Annotated in this window: 17 protein-coding genes; 2 read left to right on the top strand and 15 right to left on the bottom strand. The window is 30.2% G+C overall.

What is annotated here, in order from left to right:
- Positions 1-2: 2 nt before the first annotated feature.
- The 8 genes from PW5551_RS04735 to PW5551_RS04700 form a co-directional block, all read right to left on the bottom strand.
- Positions 3-278 (bottom strand): hypothetical protein, encoded by a 276-nt coding sequence (locus tag PW5551_RS04735; RefSeq protein WP_113074647.1) that lies wholly within the window; start codon positions 276-278, stop codon positions 3-5.
- 35 nt (positions 279-313) lie between these two features.
- Positions 314-1,207 carry a 16S rRNA (cytosine(1402)-N(4))-methyltransferase RsmH gene (gene rsmH, locus PW5551_RS04730; RefSeq protein WP_113074646.1) on the bottom strand — a complete coding sequence of 298 codons (894 nt, stop codon included), beginning with the start codon at positions 1,205-1,207 and terminating at the stop codon, positions 314-316.
- Between the two features lie 45 nt (positions 1,208-1,252).
- Positions 1,253-2,353: a peptide chain release factor 2 gene (prfB, locus tag PW5551_RS04725; protein ID WP_113074645.1), complete on the bottom strand. Its 1,101-nt coding sequence runs from the start codon at positions 2,351-2,353 to the stop codon at positions 1,253-1,255.
- Between the two features lie 18 nt (positions 2,354-2,371).
- Positions 2,372-4,846 carry a preprotein translocase subunit SecA gene (gene secA / locus PW5551_RS04720; protein ID WP_113074644.1) on the bottom strand — a complete coding sequence of 825 codons (2,475 nt, stop codon included), beginning with the start codon at positions 4,844-4,846 and terminating at the stop codon, positions 2,372-2,374.
- Between the two features lie 45 nt (positions 4,847-4,891).
- Positions 4,892-5,974, bottom strand: coding sequence for a hypothetical protein (locus PW5551_RS04715; RefSeq protein WP_113074643.1), 1,083 nt, complete (start codon positions 5,972-5,974; stop codon positions 4,892-4,894).
- 176 nt (positions 5,975-6,150) lie between these two features.
- Positions 6,151-8,220 (bottom strand): methyl-accepting chemotaxis protein, encoded by a 2,070-nt coding sequence (locus tag PW5551_RS04710; protein ID WP_113074642.1) that lies wholly within the window; start codon positions 8,218-8,220, stop codon positions 6,151-6,153.
- Positions 8,221-8,243: 23 nt separating this feature from the next.
- Positions 8,244-9,128: a VIT1/CCC1 transporter family protein gene (locus PW5551_RS04705; RefSeq protein WP_199562201.1), complete on the bottom strand. Its 885-nt coding sequence runs from the start codon at positions 9,126-9,128 to the stop codon at positions 8,244-8,246.
- 32 nt (positions 9,129-9,160) lie between these two features.
- The gene (locus tag PW5551_RS04700) at positions 9,161-11,512 is read right to left on the bottom strand and encodes an HD domain-containing phosphohydrolase (RefSeq protein WP_113074641.1); all 2,352 of its coding nucleotides are present in this window, start codon (positions 11,510-11,512) and stop codon (positions 9,161-9,163) included.
- A gap of 286 nt (positions 11,513-11,798) precedes the next feature.
- Between PW5551_RS04700 and PW5551_RS10170 the strand changes: the two genes are divergently transcribed.
- Together PW5551_RS10170 and PW5551_RS04695 are read left to right on the top strand one after the other, a co-directional pair.
- Entirely contained in the window at positions 11,799-11,969 is a 171-nt protein-coding gene (locus tag PW5551_RS10170; protein WP_158526138.1) for a hypothetical protein, read from the top strand.
- Between the two features lie 102 nt (positions 11,970-12,071).
- Positions 12,072-13,655 (top strand): NFACT family protein, encoded by a 1,584-nt coding sequence (locus PW5551_RS04695; protein ID WP_113074640.1) that lies wholly within the window; start codon positions 12,072-12,074, stop codon positions 13,653-13,655.
- 1 nt (position 13,656) lies between these two features.
- On the opposite strand, the gene PW5551_RS04690 is transcribed toward PW5551_RS04695, so the two are convergent.
- From PW5551_RS04690 to PW5551_RS04660, 7 genes are all read right to left on the bottom strand, one after another.
- Positions 13,657-14,817 carry a tagaturonate epimerase family protein gene (locus PW5551_RS04690; RefSeq protein ID WP_113074639.1) on the bottom strand — a complete coding sequence of 387 codons (1,161 nt, stop codon included), beginning with the start codon at positions 14,815-14,817 and terminating at the stop codon, positions 13,657-13,659.
- Between the two features lie 18 nt (positions 14,818-14,835).
- Positions 14,836-16,002: an ROK family protein gene (locus tag PW5551_RS04685; protein ID WP_113074638.1), complete on the bottom strand. Its 1,167-nt coding sequence runs from the start codon at positions 16,000-16,002 to the stop codon at positions 14,836-14,838.
- Positions 16,003-16,055: 53 nt separating this feature from the next.
- On the bottom strand, positions 16,056-17,423 hold the full coding sequence (gene uxaC / locus PW5551_RS04680) for a glucuronate isomerase (protein WP_113074637.1): 1,368 nt from the start codon (positions 17,421-17,423) through the stop codon (positions 16,056-16,058).
- A 37-nt stretch (positions 17,424-17,460) separates the two neighbouring features.
- Positions 17,461-18,483 (bottom strand): Gfo/Idh/MocA family protein, encoded by a 1,023-nt coding sequence (locus PW5551_RS04675; RefSeq protein WP_113074636.1) that lies wholly within the window; start codon positions 18,481-18,483, stop codon positions 17,461-17,463.
- 29 nt (positions 18,484-18,512) lie between these two features.
- The gene (locus PW5551_RS04670; RefSeq protein WP_113074635.1) at positions 18,513-19,793 is read right to left on the bottom strand and encodes a TRAP transporter large permease; all 1,281 of its coding nucleotides are present in this window, start codon (positions 19,791-19,793) and stop codon (positions 18,513-18,515) included.
- Complete coding sequence (locus PW5551_RS04665) at positions 19,790-20,269, bottom strand: TRAP transporter small permease (RefSeq protein ID WP_113074634.1); 480 nt, start codon at positions 20,267-20,269, stop codon at positions 19,790-19,792. The genes PW5551_RS04670 and PW5551_RS04665 overlap by 4 nt, the downstream gene beginning before the upstream one ends.
- Before the next feature lie 78 nt (positions 20,270-20,347).
- Positions 20,348-21,328, bottom strand: coding sequence for a TRAP transporter substrate-binding protein (locus PW5551_RS04660; protein ID WP_370445910.1), 981 nt, complete (start codon positions 21,326-21,328; stop codon positions 20,348-20,350).
- Positions 21,329-21,423 lie beyond the last annotated feature (95 nt).

The raw sequence follows: 21,423 nt of genomic DNA, 5'->3' as shown, positions 1-21,423 counted from the left end.
ATTTACTTCTCCATTAGGTTTAAAATCTCTAGATATTTATTAATATCAGAATCTAATTTTGTTATTTTTTGTTCCAAGTTATTTACTTCCATTTGAGTCTTAGAAATTATATTTTTGTAATTTTCAATATTTTTCCCAAAGTTTAGAAATATTGTCGCCCATATACTAACAGCTAAAAAAGCTAAAAAAACCAATGCTATTAAAATTATATCTATAGCTTTAATTTTACTTTTAGTTCTTTCTAATTCCCGACTCTTTATGTGAGTATCTTTTTCCATAAAAATTCCCCCTATTTCTAAACTTCCCTATAAACTTATCCTACAAACTCCGCCACTCTTAATTTCGCACTTCTACTTCTAGGATTATTTATTATTTCTTCTTTTGAAGGTAATATAGGCTTTTGAGTAATAAAAATGTATTTATTGTTATTTTTAAAGAAATTTTTTACTATCCTATCTTCCAAAGAATGGAAAGTTATAATCACTACTCTTCCACCGATTCTTAAAAATTTTTCGAATTTCGCAAGTGTATCCTCCACATTCTTTAATTCATCATTAACTTCAATTCTTATGGCCTGGAAAGTTTTTGTGGCAAAATGCCTTTTTCGATTCCCTAATTCAGATTTTGGGAGTCCTTTTTTTATGGCTGATACCAATTCTTGAGTTGTATTTATAGGACGATTTTTCAAAATGCTTTTAGCTATGCTATTAGCAAATCTTTTTTCTTCCCCATACTCGAAAATAATACGCCTTAATTCTTCTTGAGTATAATTATTAACAACGTAAGCAGCATTCTTTGAGGCTTCTGTATCCATTCTCATATCTAACTCTTCATCATCTAGAAAAGAAAATCCCCTGTTTTTACCTTTAAGCTGAAAAGTGGAAACTCCTAAATCCATTAAAAAACCATCAACCTGTTTTATGCCTAATCCACCTAAAACCATATCTATATCTTTATAAGATGATTTAATTAAGGTAATATTATTAGAAATTTCTTTCAGTTTTTGTTCCGCTATCTCCAAAACCTCATAATCTATATCAACACCTATTACTTTTGCCTTATTTTCACATTTCTGCATGATCGCTTTAATATGTCCGCCTTCACCAGCAGTACAATCGACATAAATTCCTTCTTTTTCTGTAATTAGATAAGAAAGACTCTCTTCCACCATTACACTTTTGTGAAAACTATCGTACTTCCTTGTTATTATTATACACCTCTTTTACTGAAAATCAAATTATTTCTTAGCCGTTTATTTATATTTTGCAAAAAATAATAATTCTTCTTCTATAAAACCGTCTATTTCACCATCCAAAACTGCTTGGGCGTTAGATGTTTCATACCCTGTTCTATGATCTTTAACCATAGTATATGGATACAAAACATATGACCTTATCTGATTTCCCCAAGAAATATCTTTAACTTCTCCACGAATTTTCATTCTTTCTTCAATATTTTTTTGTTGCTCTAATTCGTATAATTTGGACTTTAAAATTTTCAAAGCATTTGCTTTATTCTGATGCTGCGAGCGTTCATTTTGAACTGCCACAACTATACCTGTTGGAAGATGAGTTATTCTAACTGCAGAATCAGTTTTATTAACATGCTGCCCGCCAGCTCCACCAGATCTATATGTATCAATCTTTAATTCTTCCATATTTATTTCTATTTCAACATCTTCATCCAATTCAGGCATAACAGAAACAGAAGCAAAAGAGGTGTGTCTTCTGGCATTTGAATCAAAAGGAGAAATTCTTACCAATCGATGTACACCACTTTCGTATCTAAGTTTTCCATAAACGTATTCACCAGAAATTTTAATGGTAACATTTTTAATACCTGCTTCATCGCCCTCTTGGAAATCTATAGTTTCTATTTTAAAATTATTTTTATCAGCCCATCTTGTATACATTCTAAACAACATTGAAGTCCAATCCTGAGATTCTGTACCGCCAGCACCTGGATGTATTGTTAAAAAAGCATTAGCATCATCATACTCTCCTGAAAGCAAGGCTTTCATATTAAAAACTGAAATCTTTTTTTCTATATCTTTTAATATTTCATCAACTTGATTAGTCATACCTTGATCCTCATCAGATAATTCAACAGCTATTTCTAGATCTTCAAAATCACTTTCTAACTTGTTAAATTCAAGTAATTCATTTTTTAAATCTTGAGCTCTTTTTGAAATCTTTTGAGCTCTTTGAGGATCGTCCCAAAGCGTTGGGTCCATCATTTCTTTATCTAACTTGTGAATCTCTTTTTTTACCTTTTGAACGTCAAAAAGCTCTTTTAAATTTTCAAAACTTTCTCTAAGTTCGCTAATTTTGACTTTAATTTCATATTCTATCATCAGATCACCTCATATTTTCTATCTTTTGACTTTATATCTTTTTCTAATCTTATTGGCAGATTTATTTTCTTTACTTTTAGAATTATTCGAATCATTTGAGCCTTCAATAGCAGAATTATTATTATTATGAACGAAATTCAAGTTTGCATATATCTTTTTTGCCTCTTTCTCTTCTTTTTCAGGAACTACTTTTACTATCCTCATCAAATAATTAACAATTTCATCGTATATGCTATCGACCATTTGATCAAACATCAAGTAAGATTCTTTTTTAAATTCCATAACTGGATCTTTTTGCCCATAAGATCTTAAACCAACTGATTCTTTCAGAGCTTCAATTGAATCCAGATGATATCTCCACTTTTCATCTATTATTCTAAGCATTACAAATTTAGCTATTTTATTGAAATCTTCTCCAAACTCTTCCTTTTTGTATTTGTATCTTTCCCACAAAAGATCAAAAACTTCCTTTTCTACTTCTTCTATTGTTTCTCCTTTTATATCAGAAACAATTAAATATTGTTTTAACTTTTGGTTTATAGCTTTTTTGTCAACTCTTTCTTCATTTTCATCCCAAGATGATGTGACTATCCTTTCCACAAAATCTTTGATAATGTCTTCTATATGTTCGTCATAATTATCTTGCTCCAGTATCCAATCTCTATGATTATATATTACGGTTCTTTGTTTATCCATCACAGAGTCAAATTCGTAGAGTCTCTTTCTAATTGAAAAATGTATACCTTCTATTTTCTTTTGAGCATCTCTTATAACTTTACTAAGCATTTTATGCTCAATTGGTTGGCCTTCTTCTATTTTTAGAGCGTTCATAAGGTTCTTCATACGCTCTCCACCAAAGAGCCTTAAAACATCATCTTCAAAAGAAATTATAAATATTGATTCTCCCGGATCTCCTTGCCTTCCAGCCCTACCTATCAACTGATTATCTATTCTTCTACTCTCATGCCTTTCAGTCCCTAATACTAATAAACCTCCGAGTTCTTTTACCCCTTCTCCCAACTTTATATCTGTACCTCTACCGGCCATATTAGTAGCTATTGTAACCGCATTTTTCTCTCCCGCTTTAGCAACGATTTCTGCTTCTCTTTCATGCTGTTTTGCATTTAAAACTTCATGAGGTACTCCTTTTTTTCTGAGCATTTCACTTAAAACTTCACTGTTTTCTATAGAAGTAGTTCCCACCAAAACAGGCTGCCCTTTTTTATTTCTATTCACAATTTCATCAATAATTGCTTCATATTTTTCTTTTGTTGTTTTATATATTAAATCATTCCTATCTTCTCTTATTACGGGTTCATTAGTAGGTATTATTACAACCTCAGAATTATAAATAGCTTTGAATTCATCTTCTTCGGTTTTGGCTGTACCAGTCATACCAGATAATTTTTTGTACATTCTAAAATAATTTTGGAAAGTTATAGTGGCAAAAGTAACACTTTCTTCTTTTATTTTAACTCCTTCTTTTGCTTCTATAGCTTGATGCAGACCTTCAGAATATCTCCTTCCAGGTAATAACCTTCCTGTGAATTCATCAACTATAATTACTTCTCCGTCTTTAATTATATAATCTTTATCCCTTTTGAAAAAATTGATAGCTTTTAAGGCATTCAAAAGATGGAATAGGTATTTAATATTACTTGGATCGTATAAATTCTCTAAAGACAGCAGTTTTTCTGCTTTACTTATTCCTTCTTCTGTCAGGGACAAAGACTTTTGTTTCTCGTCTATTGTATAATCCTTATCAGGCACAAACCTCTTAGAAAGAGAGGCAAATCTTCGATAAAGTTCAGATGGTGTATCAGATGGTCCAGAAATAATGAGTGGAGTTCTTGCCTCGTCTATCAATATAGAATCTGCTTCGTCAACAATTGCAAAGAAATGACCCTTTTGAACTTTTTCTCCTTTTTCATAAACCAAATTATCCCTTAGATAATCAAATCCAAATTCATTTGCTGTTCCATAGGTCACGTTAGCTTCATACGCTTTCCTTCTATCTTCCTTATCCATATTTGCCTGAATAAACCCTACTTTTAATCCCAAAAACTCATAAACTGGCCCCATCCATTGAGCATCTCTTTTAGCTAAATAATCATTGTGAGTTGCTAGGTGAACATTTTCCCCAGTTAAAGCATTTAAATATATTGGAAGGGTTGCAACTAACGTTTTACCTTCACCCGTTTTCATCTCTGTTATTTTTCCCTCGTGTAAAGCTATACCCCCCATTAACTGGACGTCAAAATGCCTCATTCCAACAGTTCTTCGTGAAGCTTCTCTGACTACGGCAAATGCCTCTGGCAATAAATTATCCAAACTTTCCCCTTGATTGATTCTGTTTTTGAACTCTTCAGTTTTTCCAGACAATTCATTATCACTTAATGATCGAATACTTTTCTCTAGCTCATTTATCTTTTTAGTTATCTTAGCGTATCTTTTAATCAGACTTTTATTTTTATCAATCAAACCAAATAACATTCAACAAACACTCCTTTCTTTATTCCAAAAAATTTATCGATTCATTTATCTCATATTTATTTTTAAAGTATAATTATCATCTTCCAGATACTCACTTTTTACAATCCAACTATCAACTGAACCATAATAGTTCTTTGAAATGTAGTTAGAAAGATCTATTATAGTAATATTATGAAATTGGTGATTATTTTTAATCTGATCAAAATACTTTGTGTTTTTGAATCTTGGCATTTCAGACAAATAAATTCCCATTCTATCAGGAGTAATATTTGAAAAAATTAATTCGTCATTTTGAAAATACAAATATATTTCTTTCGGGTATGAACCTTTAGACCATAAATAGTAATTATATGTTCCTATTTTACCTTCTTCCATTCTTCTTTCTTCAGCATATTTCTTCAATTTCACAGAATCCAATGTACTTTCAACAAACAAAACTAATTCATTTTCATTTATACTTTGAGAGCTAACAACAATAAATTCATCTTCTTTTATTATTTCTTTCAAAAAATCTATAGATTTTTCACTTTCTTCATCAAGAGGGGTAAAAAACTTTGTGTAAAAATTTTTAAAATCATTCCTGTTTACACTTTCAAAGACTAAAACTTCTCCAAATAATTTTTTATTTTCTAAAGAGGTTAAGCCAAATTGATTCTTTGAGCTTCTATATTCTTTAGACACAAATTTAGCATTAATTGTTCTTGATTCTACATCAATATAAAATTCCCAACTATCGTTATTCTTTAAAATGTTATCAATGGAACCAGAAACAATATAATCATTTTTAACATTATTGGAAATAGGTTCCATATTTAAAAAAATTCCATTTTGCTCCATTAGGACATAAAAGTTCTTTTCATCCATTACAAAAAGATTGTCATTAACCTTTTTAGCACCGAAAAATCCTATAAAAAAATCTTCAAAAAGCTCTTTTTCTGTAGAGTATATAGCTATTGATTCTGAATTGATAACCAAATCGTACAAAAGAAGGAAATAATTTGGATTAAATAACTCTTTTACATCATAGTTTTTTTCAGAATAAAATACTATAGTAGAATTTAAAAAATCTTCTGCTTTTTCTTCTGGAACATATTTATCGGTCAATAGTAATTCTTTTATATAATCCAAACCTATTCCTTCTGTTGAATTGACAAAACGATAGAAAGGAACAGTTTGATATACATTATTGTATAAGTTTAAAAAACCATTTACCCTTAAAGTAGTTCCACCATAAACTAAAGAAAAAATGAAAATTAGTAAAATATTTATAATTAGAATTTTTCTTATTCTTTCTATTCCTCCTTTTACAAACCTCCAGATTTAAACTTTGAAATTTCTAAATTTAAATTTTTGGAAATCTTTTCTAATTCGAAGGCTTTTTCATTAAGAGAATTTGTTTTAGCCGATTGATTTTGAATTAGTGATTTAATCTCCTTTATTCTATCGCTTGTTTCGTTAACGGTCCTAGCTATTCTTTCCATTGAAGAACTCATTTCTTGGGTACTTGCACCTTGTTCTTCTGAACTAGCAGTTACGTTTTCAACTTCGGAAATCATATTATTTATTTGATTTAAAATGTTTCTAAACTGTTCTTGAATATTATTAGCCTCTGAATTTATTTCGGAAATTGTATTTACTGTCATATTAGTAGAGTCATTTACATTTTTTGTACTGTCTTTTAAATCATCTAATATATTTGCAATTTCACCGGTGGCTTTAGCACTTTCCTCCGCTAATTTTCTTATTTCATCAGCCACTACAGCAAATCCTCTTCCAGCTTCTCCCGCTCTTGCTGCTTCGATAGCAGCATTTAAAGCCAATAAATTAGTTTGTTCAGTAATAGAATTTATTGTTTCGATAATACTTTCAATATTCTCAGCCTTTTCAAGAAGATTAGATACATTTTCTTTTGTTTCTTCTGACTGACGAACACCTTTTTCTATTTTAGTTACAATATTGTTTATACTGCTCATTCCTTTATTTGCCTGATTTTGGGTTGTTTGCGCTAAATTAGATAATTCTTGAGCAGCATTAGATAAACTTTGAGCTGATGATGCAATTTCTTCAATTCCTGAAGTGATTTCTTCAACTGATGAAGCACTATCTTCGGAAACTACTTCTATATTTTCAGCTTTAATTAAACTTTCTTGAGCAATATTATTAAACTCTTGTGAGTCTTTTTTTAATTCTTTAGAAGACATTTCAACTTCATTTGAAGCACTTTTAATAGCTAGAATAATTTCTTTTAAATTATCTTTCATTTTGTCAAAAGATTTAGCCATTTCCCCTATTTCGTCTTTGGATTTGGTTTCAAATTCAACATCAAGATCACCTTGACCAAATTTTAAAAGAACATCAGAGAAATTTTTTATAGGTTTTGATATTCCTTTTCCTACAAAATAAGCAACTATTATTGCTATAATTATTCCTATTATGGTCAGTAAAACAATCACAAAAGTTAAATCATTTATTTCTTTATAAATCTCTTCTTCATTCAAGCTTAAATAAACTATCCAACCATTTTCTAAATTTGAATAACTTACAAGTGTTTTTTGTCCATCATCAAAACTTTCAAAGTTCCCAATTGAATCAGATTTTATTGTTTCTAAGTGATTAGATAATTCTTCAGATATGTTTTTTTTAGGATTATAAAAAGGATGAGTAATTACATCAAAATTATCATTCGTTAAAAATAAATAGGAATTATTATAACCTAAATCTTTTTGAAGAAGAGACGAAAAATATTGTAATGGGAATATCATACCAACAACACCAACAAAAGTACCATCTTTTGGATCAAAATATGGAGTTGAATAAGTTATAACATCTGATTGTAAATACTCATCATAATATATATCTGTCCAAATCCCTTCTGCTTTATCTCTTGCTTTAAAAAACCATTGATATTTTTCATTTTCAGAATTAAAAGATTCATCATATTTTAAATATTCATTTTCTATATTTTTATCTTCATTTTCAATATAATATAAAGAAAATAATTCTTTGGTACGCAACATATCAGGATTAAAAACGATAAAAGAAGCCAAACTACCTTCAACTTTTTCTGAAAATTTCTTAGGTACTTCTTTAACTTTATCCATAAATTTAACAACTTCTTTGTTTGAAAAACTTGCTAAAAAAGGATCGAAACCAAAGAAAGCTGATTCACTTAAATTATCCACAACAACCTCAATAATCCTGATTTGTGAATTTAAATCAGATGCAATACTTTCAGATAAGCTATCAACTCCACTAAGTGCATAAGTTTCAAGGAGATTTGTCGATCTAAGAATTGAAACAAAGCTAATGATCCCAACTACTACAACTATTAATATAGTAGAAGACAAAATAATCTTTGTACTTATCTTTTTCAAATTAAATTCCCCCTTTTGCTATATTATATCGACACGCCTAGGGTTATTCTAACTAAAAATCCAATAAAAAAAGTTAAACCCGCAACACCCAAACTGATTCCTGCCATCTCAAAGAACCTACTTTTGAAATTTAGATCTTTGGCAACAGAAATATAGAAATTAAAAACTAATATTATTATAACAGCTATTATTAAAGTTATAATTAAACTAAGAAAATAAAATGTGGGCATCAATAAATATGGCAAAATTAACAATGCCACTGTAATTAAATATGTTATTCCTGTATAAATAGCAGATTTTAAAGCCCTATCATCATTTTCTGCCCTTTTTGACAAATATTCAGATGCCCCCATAGACAACGAAGCTGCAATTCCAGTTATTAAGCCAGAAGTAGCTATTAATACACCATTTTGCAGAGCAAACGTTAAACCAGCTAAAGCTCCTGTTAATTCTACTAATGCGTCGTTTAAACCTAAAACTATGGATCCAACATAATTCAATCTTTCTTCTTCTATCATTTCTAAAAGTTCTTTTTCGTGTTTACCCTCTTCTTTTTCAATTTTTTTAACCTCAGGTATGATTTTTGAGATATCTTCATATGCATCCTGGGCTTGCTCTTCACCATTTTCTAACAATTTTAATCCAAAAGTTAATCCTAATATTTTTGATATAATAAAATAAAATAAAACTCTCCAAAGATTTGGCTTCAATTCTTTTTTTGTATAACTTTTCCAGAAGTTATAGTGTTTAAGTTCTTCATCAGCAATACTTTGAAGAACCTTTTTATTATTTGGGTCTTTCACGGATTTTGATAATCTTTCGTATATTCGGTATTCAGTTATTTCTGCTTTTTGAAAATGTAATATTTTTCTTTGCACATCTTTCTCAATAATATTGGAATTTTCCACCACTTTACCTCCCAATAAATATACCTTTTTCACTACCCTTCATATTTCTTATATAACTCTTCCATCTCTTTATCATACATTTTAATTATCTCTAACAATTTTGGATTGAAATGTTCAGGTTTTGTTCTGTTATCTCCATTTAATATAATTTCTACTGCTTGTCTATGTGTGTAAGGTTCTTTATAACTTCTCTTAGATCTCAATGCATCATATACATCAACAATTCCAACTATTTGAGCTTCTATAGGTATAAATCCATTTCTTAACCCAAATGGATACCCGCTTCCATCAAATCTTTCATGGTGGTATATGGCAATTTTTCTGGCTGTTTCAAAATATTTTCCTTCTAGCAAATTATCTGCCAACAAAGGATGATGCCTTACTTCTTCCCATTCTTCTGCATTTAATTCATCTTTTTTATTAAGGATTAAAGGTGAAATAAAAAGTTTACCCACATCATGAAGAGGGGAAAAAGATCTAATTTTTTCTATTACTTCTTTGCCTAATTGTAACTTTTCAGCAAAAAATGCTGATAAATCACTTACTCGGTAAATATGCATCTTACTATCCTCATCGTGTGATTCAGCTAACATAGATAATTTGCTAGCAAAAGAGTTATAGGCATTTTGTATTTCGGTTGTTCTTAACTTATTGACCAAAAATAACTTTGCTAAATTTAATAGTGAATCAAAAAATTTAAACGATTGTTGAGAAAATTTCTCACTATTTCCTTTACGTATATCTAAGGAAATATTCAAATATATATCGTCATCTATTTTTATAGCTTTCAACATAGTTGATTTTGTTGGTTTAGCATACTTATTTATCATAATACCTACACTCTCAGGCCACCTTTTTGAATTTTCAGAAATTATATTATCAACAACCGTTACCTCTTCAGAAAAAAATACATAATCCTTTTTTAATGAAAGAGATTTTAAACCATTTATATCATGACCTACAGCTGTTAAAAACCTCCATTCCTCTTTTTCTATAATTGAAACACTACCATAATCCGACTCTGGAATTTCTAATATCATAGTTTCTAAAAATTTTTGAAAGAAATCATCGATTTTTTCATTGCTTTTACCCAACTCAGAAAGAATACTAACAAGATTTCTTATTTTATTGTTCATTTTTTCGATTTCTTTGTAATTATTTTCAATTTCCTCATTTTGAGCTACAAGCTCTTCATTATATGAAACCAGTTGCTCATTAGAAGCTTCGATTTCTTCATTAAAACTTTGTAATTCTTCTTTTGTTTTATTTAAATCTTCTATTATGACTTTTAATTTTCTGTTGTCTTCTGTTATAAGATAAAAGAAACCTATAAAAGTTGGGGTAAGTATTATCATTATCCAGAAAATTATTGGATTTCTTTCATGGAAAGAAAGCGGTTGATTTAATATTATTGAATCTGGAGGGAGTTGATGAGCTGTAATTCCCAATCTTTCTAGTTCTAAGAAGTTAAAAACATATTCGTTTTTAGGAAAATATACCCTTGGTAAACCTGAGATATCATTACCTTGTAAGACTTTCAGAGCTATTTCTCCCATTATTTTACCTTGATCAAAGGCACTTGTAATTTTGCCACCCAAAACATCATAATTCATATAAACACTGGCTGTTGTATAAATAGGTATATTTTTAAATTGGTTCATGTACTCTCCAATTTCATTATAATCATAAAAATTTCCATGTTCATCTCTGCTATAAGATAAAAGTAAAACCAGAGAATTATCTAACGGATTCAATAGGTTTTCTTTTATTTGTTCTAAAGATTCAGTCAAAAAAATGAAATTGATATTAGGATAATTGGGTATTATTTCATTGTGTAATTCATTTTTGAAAAGCATGCCGGTTTTTGTGTTATTATCAACTACAATGTAAATATTTTCAGTACTTGGTTGCAATTTTAAAGCTAATTCTAAAGTTTCATAAATATCATGTTTTTCTACAACACCGCTAGCAAAATTCAAATGATCTAAATCATAGTCTTGGTAATAATTTATACCCCCATAAATTATAGGAGTAGGTTTAAAAAGAGCTTCATAATTATCCAAAACAAAATCAAATGCGTTATTATCAAGAGTCAATATAATATCAAAATTAAAACCCACAAATTTCTTTTCTAGATATTCCCTAAAAAATATCAAACTTTCTTCATCACCAAATCTTTTTGTATCCATGTATTCTACATAAAACTCTAAATCTTCCACATTATCTAATACTGTTTTCAATCCTTCTAATTCACTATCTGACCATGAAAATCCCGGATTATATGAGTTCAAAATTAAAATACTTTTGGAAGCGAAAAAATAAACTGGCAATAAAAACAAAACCAATAAAAATAAAAACGATCCTAATCTTGATTTGCTACTCAAAATTCATCCTCCTAAATATGTTCCTTATCTTAATTAAATAGCTAATATTTAGATAACTTTTCAAATTATATCACAAAATTAAAATATTATTATCTCCATACTTCCAATAGCTGTTTAACATAATATTATTCTAATGTTATCATAAAAGCAATGTTTATCTTTTATCATATTATTAAAGTAATTCTGACAAAATTATTCAACAATTGAGTTTTAAGAGTCTTTCACCTTATTATCGGATGACGTTGGCGAAAATTTAGTTCCTTATTAGCAAAAAGGAGGGGATATTATGACCAAACCATGGTTAATAGTTGTTGGAATTTACCTTTTAATTATGGCTATAGCTGGATTTAGTGTTGCTTCTATGCCCATGTGGCATGCGTGGATTGATTTAATTGTTGGTGTTATTTCCCTTATAATTGGATTCATGGATAAGGGGAAGCAAAGTTCTGGTTCATAAATTAATTTTTATTATAGATTTATTATGAGCAAAAGAGGCTATTTAAAAATGCCTCTTTTGTTTTTTGACACAAAAATAAAAATTAATCATGAGGTGAAATGAATGCCCTTTGATGGTCTAACATTGTATAAAGTTATTAGAGAAATTAAAGAAACCATATCAGGAGACAGAATAAAAAATATTTATCAACCAGTTAAATACCAAATTTTATTTCAATTTTCTAAGTGCTTTGTATTATTTTCTATTCAAAATCCTTCTTATGTAATTTTACTTTCAAACAAACCTGATATACCTATTCAACCTAACAATTTCGCTCAATTTTTGAGAAAAAAGGTGCGTAACGGTAGGGTTGCTGACGTTCAGCAATTAGGGTTAGACAGACTTGGATATTTTCAAATTGCTAGTTATGATCAAGAACATTCTCAAACAAAGGAATATAAACTTTATTTTGAACTTATGGGTAGAAATTCTAACTTAATCTTAGTTAACGAAGAAGGAAAAATAGAAGAAGCTTTAAGAAGTATCCACGATGAATTTAGACCTATACTTCCAGGAGCAAAATATATCCCATACTTTGATGATTCAAAAATAAATATTTTAAAAGATAATATTGAAAACATCGAGTTTAATAATCTAATGGGTTTTTCTAAACAATCTAGAGAGTTTTTTAAAGAGATAGGAACTTATAATGTTATAAAAGATCTTAATTCTCCTTATTTATTTTATTTCAAAGAGGGAAATGAATATGATGTTTCTGCAATAACGCCAAATAATTTTGAATACAAAAAACTAAAACCTTCTGAGGCTTTATTGAAAGTTTTTGAAGAAAAATCTAACCAATCACGGCTGTTGGAAATAAAAAAAGATTTAGAAAAAAGGGTAAGAAACGAAATTGAAAGATTAGAAAAAACCAAAGAAAACATTACAAAAGATTTAAATGAAGAAAAACATTTAGAAGAATTAGAAAAAAAAGGGGAACTTCTTCAAACTTACTTATACCAAATAAAAAAAGGGGAAAGCTATTTTGAAGTAACAGACTGGAATACAGGTAAAAAGGTTACTATCGAAATTGATCCTTTAATTTCTCCAACACAAAATTTAGAAAGATACTACAAAAAAATAAAAAGAATAAAGAAAAAGGTTGAATTTGCAAAAAAAAGAATAAAAATTATTTTAAAAGAATTAGATTACTTTAATCAATTATTAGAAACTATATCTTCTTCTGAAGATATCCCAACTTTATTAGAAATAAAAGAAGAAATGAAAGAAATAGGGCTAATTAGTGAAAACAAAAAGAATAAAAGAGAAAGAAAAGAAAAATCAACTTATAGAAAATATAATTATCAAGGTTTTGATATATTAGTAGGAAAAAATAACAAACAAAATGATGAAATAACAAAAATTGCAGCCCAAGAAGATATTTGGCTACATACCCATAATATTCCTGGTTCTCATACGATTGTAAAAAGTGCAGGTAAAGAAATCCCGCAAGATGTTATAGAGTATGCAGCAAAGTTAGCTGCAACTTTCTCTAAAGCAAAAATGTCTTCTAACGTCGCAGTTGATTACACAAAAAGAAAAAACGTCTGGAAACCTAAAGGGGCTAAACCAGGAATGTGGCTTTATAAAAACTATGAAACTATAATAGTTGAACCTTTTAGGGAAATTCCTGAGACGCTTATATAGATTATTCCTTGTTTTTTTCGATTTTCAACTCTTTAACATGTTTTTCAATGTGATTTGATACATGTTCCTGATACTCAGATTGATAATTAGTCAAGATTTCGTAGAATTTATTTCTAAAATCGTATTCAGGATTCAACACAAACATATAAGAAACATGTAGGGTTTGCCTAGCATTAGGGTTATTTAAATATTCACTCGGTTTTAAATCTGTTGGTACTGACAAAGGATCACAAGAGAGATGATAATATCTATCCATTTCTTCTCTTTTTTCAAGACAAGTTTTCCAAATCTTTTTAAAAAATTCTTGATCTTTTTCAGCTACGAGTTTAACCGCTTCAAGATAACTTGTTCCCGATGTTTTTAGATGATAGTTCCCTTGAGTGATTTCTCCTATATATGGATAAATAGAAAACTTGTCACTACCAGAATGTACTGAAAGCCTATAACCGAAATACTTAGCAATTTTATAATGTCTTTTCAAAGATTTTTTGAATACTTCAACATCTCCTATATAATCTATTCCTTTTTGAAACTCTCCTGGAAATCTAGGAGCTAGGGTATCTATCGTAATTCCCTCATCATACAAACATTTGGAAATTAGAAAATGTGTTTTCTCATCAGAGGGAATATCGGTTTCATCAATAGAAATCTCAAAAGAAACCTCTTTTTTATTAACTTTGGAGAAATCATTCCAAACACTTATGGCCCTTTCTATTACTCCAGAGTAAGTGGAAACAATCTTTTCTATCTCTTCTTTATTGTAAAATTCAACAGGCATATCATCAACAAAAAATGACTTGTTGTAAAACAAGTCTAATATTCGTTCTTTTAGAGAAGACTCTCTATTCATATATTCTGAACAATCCAGAGTTAACATAGTTATCCCAGAATCTAAGGCATATTGAATCTCTTTGTCGCTTTTTAAATGATCACCATCAAATCCACTATTTCCAACGTAGTTTATATCAACAAGAGCATTTAAGACATCTTTTCTTACATCAGGGAAAGTTCTTCCTGTAAAATTTAACTCTCTTATACTTTGTTGGGCAAAAACTGGAAAGAAATCATACTTCTTAGCGACTTTTCCATGGCCACCAGTTGCCAAACCTATTCTGTCACCTAATCCTAGAGAAACACATTTTTTTGGTAATTTAGTAAACATTTCTATTAGCCTCCTCACTCACAACTTTCTCGAAATTAACTCTTCTTTTATATATTTTTCAAAAGCAAAGGTTGAAGCTCCTAAAGCCGTTATATATTCACCGATGGATGGTAGTTCTAATTTTACATCCTTGTTCGCATAAAATATATTTTCTTTATAACTCTTTTCAACAGAACTTTTTAAGTATTTCCAACCATAAGATACTCCCCCGGCAATATAAACTTTTTCTGGATTTAAAATATTTACTAACGAAGCAATTCCTATCCCCAAATAGTACCCTGCTCTTTCAAAAGCTTTTATAGCTTTTTTATTGCCGTCTTCTGCTAGTTTATACACAATACTTGAATCACAATTTCCTTCACAATTTAAATTTTCTCCAGATAACTCTTCATAAGTTTTCACTATAGCTTTACTTGAGCTTTCTGTTTCTAAACAACCTTTTTTCCCACAATTACATTTCCTTCCATCGGAGTTAATAGTTATATGTCCCAACTCTCCAGCCGCATTACTATAACCTCTCAATATTTTCCCATCATTAACTATACCTACACCAATTCCAGGACCAATATTAATAATACAAAAATCTTTTTCTTTGTGAGAATTATTAGAAATTAAATTTCTTGCCATCATTATAGTATTATGATCAACATAGGCAGGAAGATTAAATTCTTTTTTCATTACTTTTTTTACATCAAAGTTTGAAATATCTAAATTATGGGCTCTAACAACCATCCCTTTTTCTGGATTCACATAGCCAGGGAAAGCCATACCTATACCTTTTATATTAAATTTTTTATTAACGGTTTGAATATTTTCATAAATTTGCTTCAATAATGAATCATTCTTCTTCGATTCAAACCTTTTAGAATACTGTATATCTCCTTTCCCATTTGAAACAATTACCCTAGAGTAGGCAGAGCCTACATCATAGCCAAGAAATAAAAAATCTTCGTAGTTAATATCTAGCAAAACTCCTTTTTTACCGACTCTGGATACTTCTTCACTTCCCTTTTCTTTTAAAACCCTTTTTTCTAAAAGTAAGCTAGTTATATAACTCACAGTTGAAGGCATAAGATGAGTTTCTCTAGCAATATTCGCTCGGCTCATGGGTCCGTTATTTCTTAATGATTCAAAAATCAATAAGGCATTATTTACTTTCAAAGAAGACAAGGACGCTTTTTTCATCTTTTCTTTCCTCCAAATTCATTGACGGTTATTAGGTATTTTATCAGAAAATTTTAAATATTTTCAAAAAATAATTTCTTTGGCCTTTCGTAACAAATTTCTCTTACCAAATCAAACGCCTCTCGAATTGGTATTTGACCTTTTTCAACCATTTCTCCAACTACGTTAGATAACTCCCTTCTAAACATTTCAGTTCTCGAACCATAAGATATAAGTTTCCTAGAATCTGTTACCCAACCTGCTAAATCGCTTAATAAATCAACTGTAGCTATATATTTCAGATACATTTCCATTCCAAATGGGCTGTCATTAAACCACCACGGCGCACCCAAACTCACATTTGGAAAAGCTCTTGCTATGCTAGATACAGTTAAAAATAAAGAAGGATCCAAAAAATATAGTACGACTTTCAGTTTTTCATCATATTGATTTAGAAAATATCTTAATCCATTTGCCAAATCTACTTGACTTGTTGAAATATCTCCACCAGCATCAAGCCCCAAATTCATATACAATTTATCCCTATAATCTCTTACAGCTCCAATATGTAGCTGCATCACCCAATTACTTTCAGCATTCATTTTTCCAAATTCATGAAAAATAAAAGATTTGAAATCTGAAACTTCTTGATCAGTTAACTCTTTGCTTGAAAGAGCTTTTTGATAAACTTCTTCTACTTTTGTTTTTTCTACTGGATATGAAACAGGCTGAAATATTCCATGATCACTCGCAACACAACCAAGATTCTCGAAACTTTCGCGACTTTTGTACAACGCTTTTAAAAAACCTTCAAATGTATTAACATCTTCTTTTGTTACCTCTCCTAACTTTTCTATAAACTCTTGCCATTCTTCTTTATCAATATTCATAGCCTTATCTGGACGCCAGGTTGGAAGAATTTTGATCCCTTCTATTTCTTTTGCTTTACGATGATAAGAAAGATCCTCAGTAGGATTATTCGTTGTGCACATTATCTCTACATTCATTTTTTTTAATAAATATTGAGGTTTCATGCTTTCATTTTTTAACAATAAAGTGGTTTCTTCCCATATTTTTTCTGAGGTATATTTTGAAATATTATCTTCAATTTTAAACATTCTTTTTAAATCAAGATGTATCCATTCGTAAGTAGGGTTCCCAACAAATTTAGGGAAAACAGTTGCCAAAGCATTCCATTTCTCCCTATTGGAAGCTTCTCCAGTTATTTTATCTTCAGAAACTCCTCCTTTTCTCATTAATTCCCAAACATAATGGTCGGTAGCTCCCTCTACTTGCCAAATATCTTGCCACCCTTCATTTTCTACAATTTCTTTAACATCTCCGTGATTGTGTGCATCCAAAATTGGTAAATCTTTCACTGATTCATACAATAATTTTGAAGTTTTGTTTTGTAATAAATAATTTTCATCTAAAAATCCCAATTTTATTCCTCCTTCTAACTAGAAATTTTACATGTATTCATATAATTTCTACTTTTTGTGGTAGATTTTTTCTTGATGATTCATATAATGCTAAAACTACAGCAAGAGTATTCCTTCCATCTATACCTGTTACTGCTGGTTCTTCATCTTTTTGTATACTTTCAACAATGTTTATTAATTGCTTCTGATGCAAAAAATAATCAATATCAGGAGAATTATAACTTGATTTTTTCTTTTCCTCTTTAAATTCATATGATTCAGATACCGTTTTCCAAGTTTTTATTTCTTCGTCTTGTATTACAGCTATACCTTTTTCTCCATATACATCAATTCGAGAATATAATCCCGGATAAGCAGCCGTATTAGCTTCAATAAAACCAAGAGCCCCATTTTTATATTTTATAGTTCCTGTTAAAATATCTTCGACCTCTATATCGTGCATTCTTGTAGCTGAATAAGCAAAAACTTCTTCAATTTCACCAACGATATATCTTAATAGATCTACATAATGAATAGACTGATTTATTAATGCTCCTCCCCCATCCAATTTCCAAGTTCCACGCCAACTGCTATTTTCATAATAACTTTGATCTCTGTACCATTTTGTATGCGCAGCTCCAAAATTTATTTTTCCAAAATATCCTTTTTTCACTGCTTTTTTTAGTCTGAAAGAGGAGTCTGAAAACCTTCTTTGAAAAATAACACTAAGCAAAACATTTCGCTTTTTACATTCGTTAATTAAGTTGTCGGTTTTTTTTAACGAAACATCTACAGGCTTTTCAACTACAACATGTTTGCCATTTTTTGCTGCTGCTATTCCAACATCTGCATGTAATGCGCTTGGAAGAGCTATAATTACAGCTTCAATATCGTTCCTTTCTAATATTTCTTTTATATCAGCAGAATATTCGCAATTAAACTCACTCGCAAGTTTTTCACTCTTCTTTTTATTTCTACTATATATAGTTACTAGTTCTGCTTCTTTTATACTTTCTAAAGCTTTAGCATGGACTTTCCCTACATTACCTGCTCCTATCAAGCCAAATCTAACTTTATTCATATATATTCCCCTCTTTAATTACTTATTTTTTACGCCAACAAGGAGGGCAACCATTCAGCAAAAAAAGGAACATAAGTGACTAAAAGTAAAATACCTATCATCGCTAGATAAAAAGGCCACATAGCTTTAAAAACATTTTCAATAGTCGATTTCCCAACAACGGCTCCTACAAACAAAGTGTTTCCAACGGGCGGTGTACAAAGCCCTATGCCTAAATTTATCATCAAAATTATTCCAAAATGAATAGGACTTATCCCCAAATCCATTACCAAAGGTAAAAAAATAGGCGTAGTTATAACAATCAAAGGAGCCATATCCATTATCATACCTAATAACAGTAATACTGCGTTTATTATTAACAAGATTACATACTTATTAGATGAAATACTTAAAATACCGCTAGCAACTAATTCTGGAATATTTAGATAAGCTAATAACCATCCAAATGCTGATGCAGCACCTATAAGAAAAAGAACAGCTATAGTAGTTTCTAAAGTTTCTCTAATTATCTTAAGAAATTTTGTTATATTCAATTCTCGATAAACGAATATAGCAATTAATAAAGCATATACTACTGCAACGACTGCAGATTCTGTGGCAGTAAATATTCCGCTTAACACACCTCCAATAATTATTACTATTGTCATCAATCCCCATATAGAATCTAAAGCCACTTTCCATGCTTCTTTTCCACTTAATCTATTCCCCGCAGGATATTTTTTCCTTACAGCAATTATGAAGGCGGGAATCATCAAGCCCAAACCTATCATAATTCCAGGAATCGCCCCTGCTAGAAACAAACTAGCAATTGATACCCCTCCAGCAGCTTGAGCATATATAATAGCATTGTGACTTGGTGGAATAACTAAGCCTTCGGTTGAAGAAGTAACAGTAACAGCTATAGAGTAATCTTTATCATAACCATTTTTTTCCATTTCTGGAATAAGTATAGAACCAATTGAGGCGGTATCAGCTACAGAAGATCCTGACATTCCTCCAAACAGCATCGAAGCAACTATGTTAGCAAATGCTAACCCTCCCCTTACTCGTCCAACTAAAAGATTTGCAAAATCAACTAATCTTTTTGATATACCTGATTCCGCCATTATCTTCCCTGCTAATATAAAAAAAGGAATAGCCATTAAAGAAATATTATCTAGGGGATCAGCCATTCTTTGCAAAACTATCATTGGAGGTAAACCCAAGTAAAATACTGCAATAAAAGAGGAAAATAGCAAAGAGAAAGATATAGGAATCCTAAGAAAAATCATTACTAAAAAACTTACTATAAGTATAATCGAAGCATTCATACTTTATCCCCCCTCTTAATTTTCCATAACTCATAGATTTTTTCAAAAACAAAATAAAGCATAATGATTCCACTAACAGGAATTATTCCATAGATATAACTTTGCTTTACTCCTAATGTTGGTAATTTTTGAAATCTTGTTAAATGAGCTAATTGAAATCCTTGAAAAATAGCCAAAATTGAATAAAATATATAACTTAAAATTTCTAATATATCTGGAACAATCGGAACTTTTTTAAATAAAATATTCGAAACAACAGAAACTGATATATGAATAGATTTCCTAATCCCCCACGTTGTTCCAATCACTACTAGATACATCATAGTAACACCTGATAATTCTTCTTGCCATACCAAAGGTGAGTTAAAAAGATACCTTGCAACAACTTGCGAAAATGTTATGGCCACATTAAACAGTAACCCCCCACCTAAAATTGCAAAAAAAATCTTATCCACTGTTTCAAAAATTTTATTCATTCAGAATTCCTCCTCCAAATGAGAAAATTCAAGGTTCAAAAGAGAATGGGGATTCCCCCATTCTCAAAGATAAATTTTTTATTTCATTGATTGAATTTGTTCGATTAGTTCTGCATAATCTGATCCATATTTTTGATACACCTTTTCCATCGCATCTACAAATGGTTGTTTATCGGGATGAATAATTGTAACTCCTGATTCCTCGACCTTTTCTAAAGCTAACTTTTCCTGTTCAATCCACAATTTAATTTGAGCCTCTTGGGCTGCTTGAGCTGCCATTTTTATAATTTTTCTGTCTTCTTCTGATAATTTATCCCACGTAACCTTACTCATATATATCATTTCAGGAACCATAGAATGTTCATCTAGTGAAAAATATGGAGCTACTTCATAATGAGAAGTTTCAAGATAACTTGGGGGATTGTTTTCAGCGGCATCTATTACTCCAGTTTGCAAGGCTGTATACACTTCTTCAAAAGCCATGGGAGTTGGTTTGGCTCCCAAAGCAGTTACAACGTCCATCATTAATTCACTCTTCTGAACTCTAACAACCATACCATTCATATCTTCAGGAGAATAAATAGGCTTTTTTGCGTAAAAACTTCTTGCTCCCGAATCCATGTATGCTAGTCCCACTAAACCAACCTGTTCTAATTCCTCAAGTATACCTTGTCCAATCTCACCATTTAATACTTTCCACATATGCTCCCTATCTCTGTAAAGGTAAGGAAGGGCTATAACGTTTAGTTTATCATACAAAGAAGTTAAAGGAGATATAGATGTCCTGTTTATGTCTATTATCCCCATTTGGGTTTGTTCAATAGTTTCCTTTTCAGACCCTAAGACTGCGCTAGGATAGATCTTTATCTCTATTCTTCCATCTGTCCACATATTAACTAATCTGGCCATAATGTCTAAACCTTGAACTGTTGGATACTCCCAAACGTGATCATCAGAAGCTCTCAAAATGATTTTATCTCCTTGTTTCTGCATTGGGAAAAGACTTACAGAAAATACTGTTAATGCTAGCAAAGTAACAATTAAAAACTTTTTCACCATGAACACCTCCTAATAATAGAGTTGAAATTTTCTTAATAAGAAATAAATCTTTAACTTAAAACATCAAGCTTTATCCTCTATTCATATTACTTCCC

The organism is Petrotoga sp. 9PW.55.5.1, assembly GCF_003265365.1.
GTDB lineage: Bacteria > Thermotogota > Thermotogae > Petrotogales > Petrotogaceae > Petrotoga.
This window is presented reverse-complemented; position numbering and strand designations above follow the sequence as displayed.

What these genes read in the sequence shown, in the direction of transcription:
- PW5551_RS04735 (WP_113074647.1), bottom strand. Translation starts at nt 278, where the DNA reads ATGGAAAAAGATACTCACATAAAGAGTCGGGAATTAGAAAGAACTAAA.
- prfB (WP_113074645.1), bottom strand. Translation starts at nt 2,353, where the DNA reads ATGATAGAATATGAAATTAAAGTCAAAATTAGCGAACTTAGAGAAAGT.
- secA (WP_113074644.1), bottom strand. Translation starts at nt 4,846, where the DNA reads ATGTTATTTGGTTTGATTGATAAAAATAAAAGTCTGATTAAAAGATAC.
- PW5551_RS10170 (WP_158526138.1), top strand. Translation starts at nt 11,799, where the DNA reads ATGACCAAACCATGGTTAATAGTTGTTGGAATTTACCTTTTAATTATG.
- PW5551_RS04695 (WP_113074640.1), top strand. Translation starts at nt 12,072, where the DNA reads ATGCCCTTTGATGGTCTAACATTGTATAAAGTTATTAGAGAAATTAAA.
- PW5551_RS04690 (WP_113074639.1), bottom strand. Translation starts at nt 14,817, where the DNA reads ATGTTTACTAAATTACCAAAAAAATGTGTTTCTCTAGGATTAGGTGAC.
- PW5551_RS04685 (WP_113074638.1), bottom strand. Translation starts at nt 16,002, where the DNA reads ATGAAAAAAGCGTCCTTGTCTTCTTTGAAAGTAAATAATGCCTTATTG.
- PW5551_RS04675 (WP_113074636.1), bottom strand. Translation starts at nt 18,483, where the DNA reads ATGAATAAAGTTAGATTTGGCTTGATAGGAGCAGGTAATGTAGGGAAA.
- PW5551_RS04670 (WP_113074635.1), bottom strand. Translation starts at nt 19,793, where the DNA reads ATGAATGCTTCGATTATACTTATAGTAAGTTTTTTAGTAATGATTTTT.
- PW5551_RS04665 (WP_113074634.1), bottom strand. Translation starts at nt 20,269, where the DNA reads ATGAATAAAATTTTTGAAACAGTGGATAAGATTTTTTTTGCAATTTTA.
- PW5551_RS04660 (WP_370445910.1), bottom strand. Translation starts at nt 21,328, where the DNA reads ATGGTGAAAAAGTTTTTAATTGTTACTTTGCTAGCATTAACAGTATTT.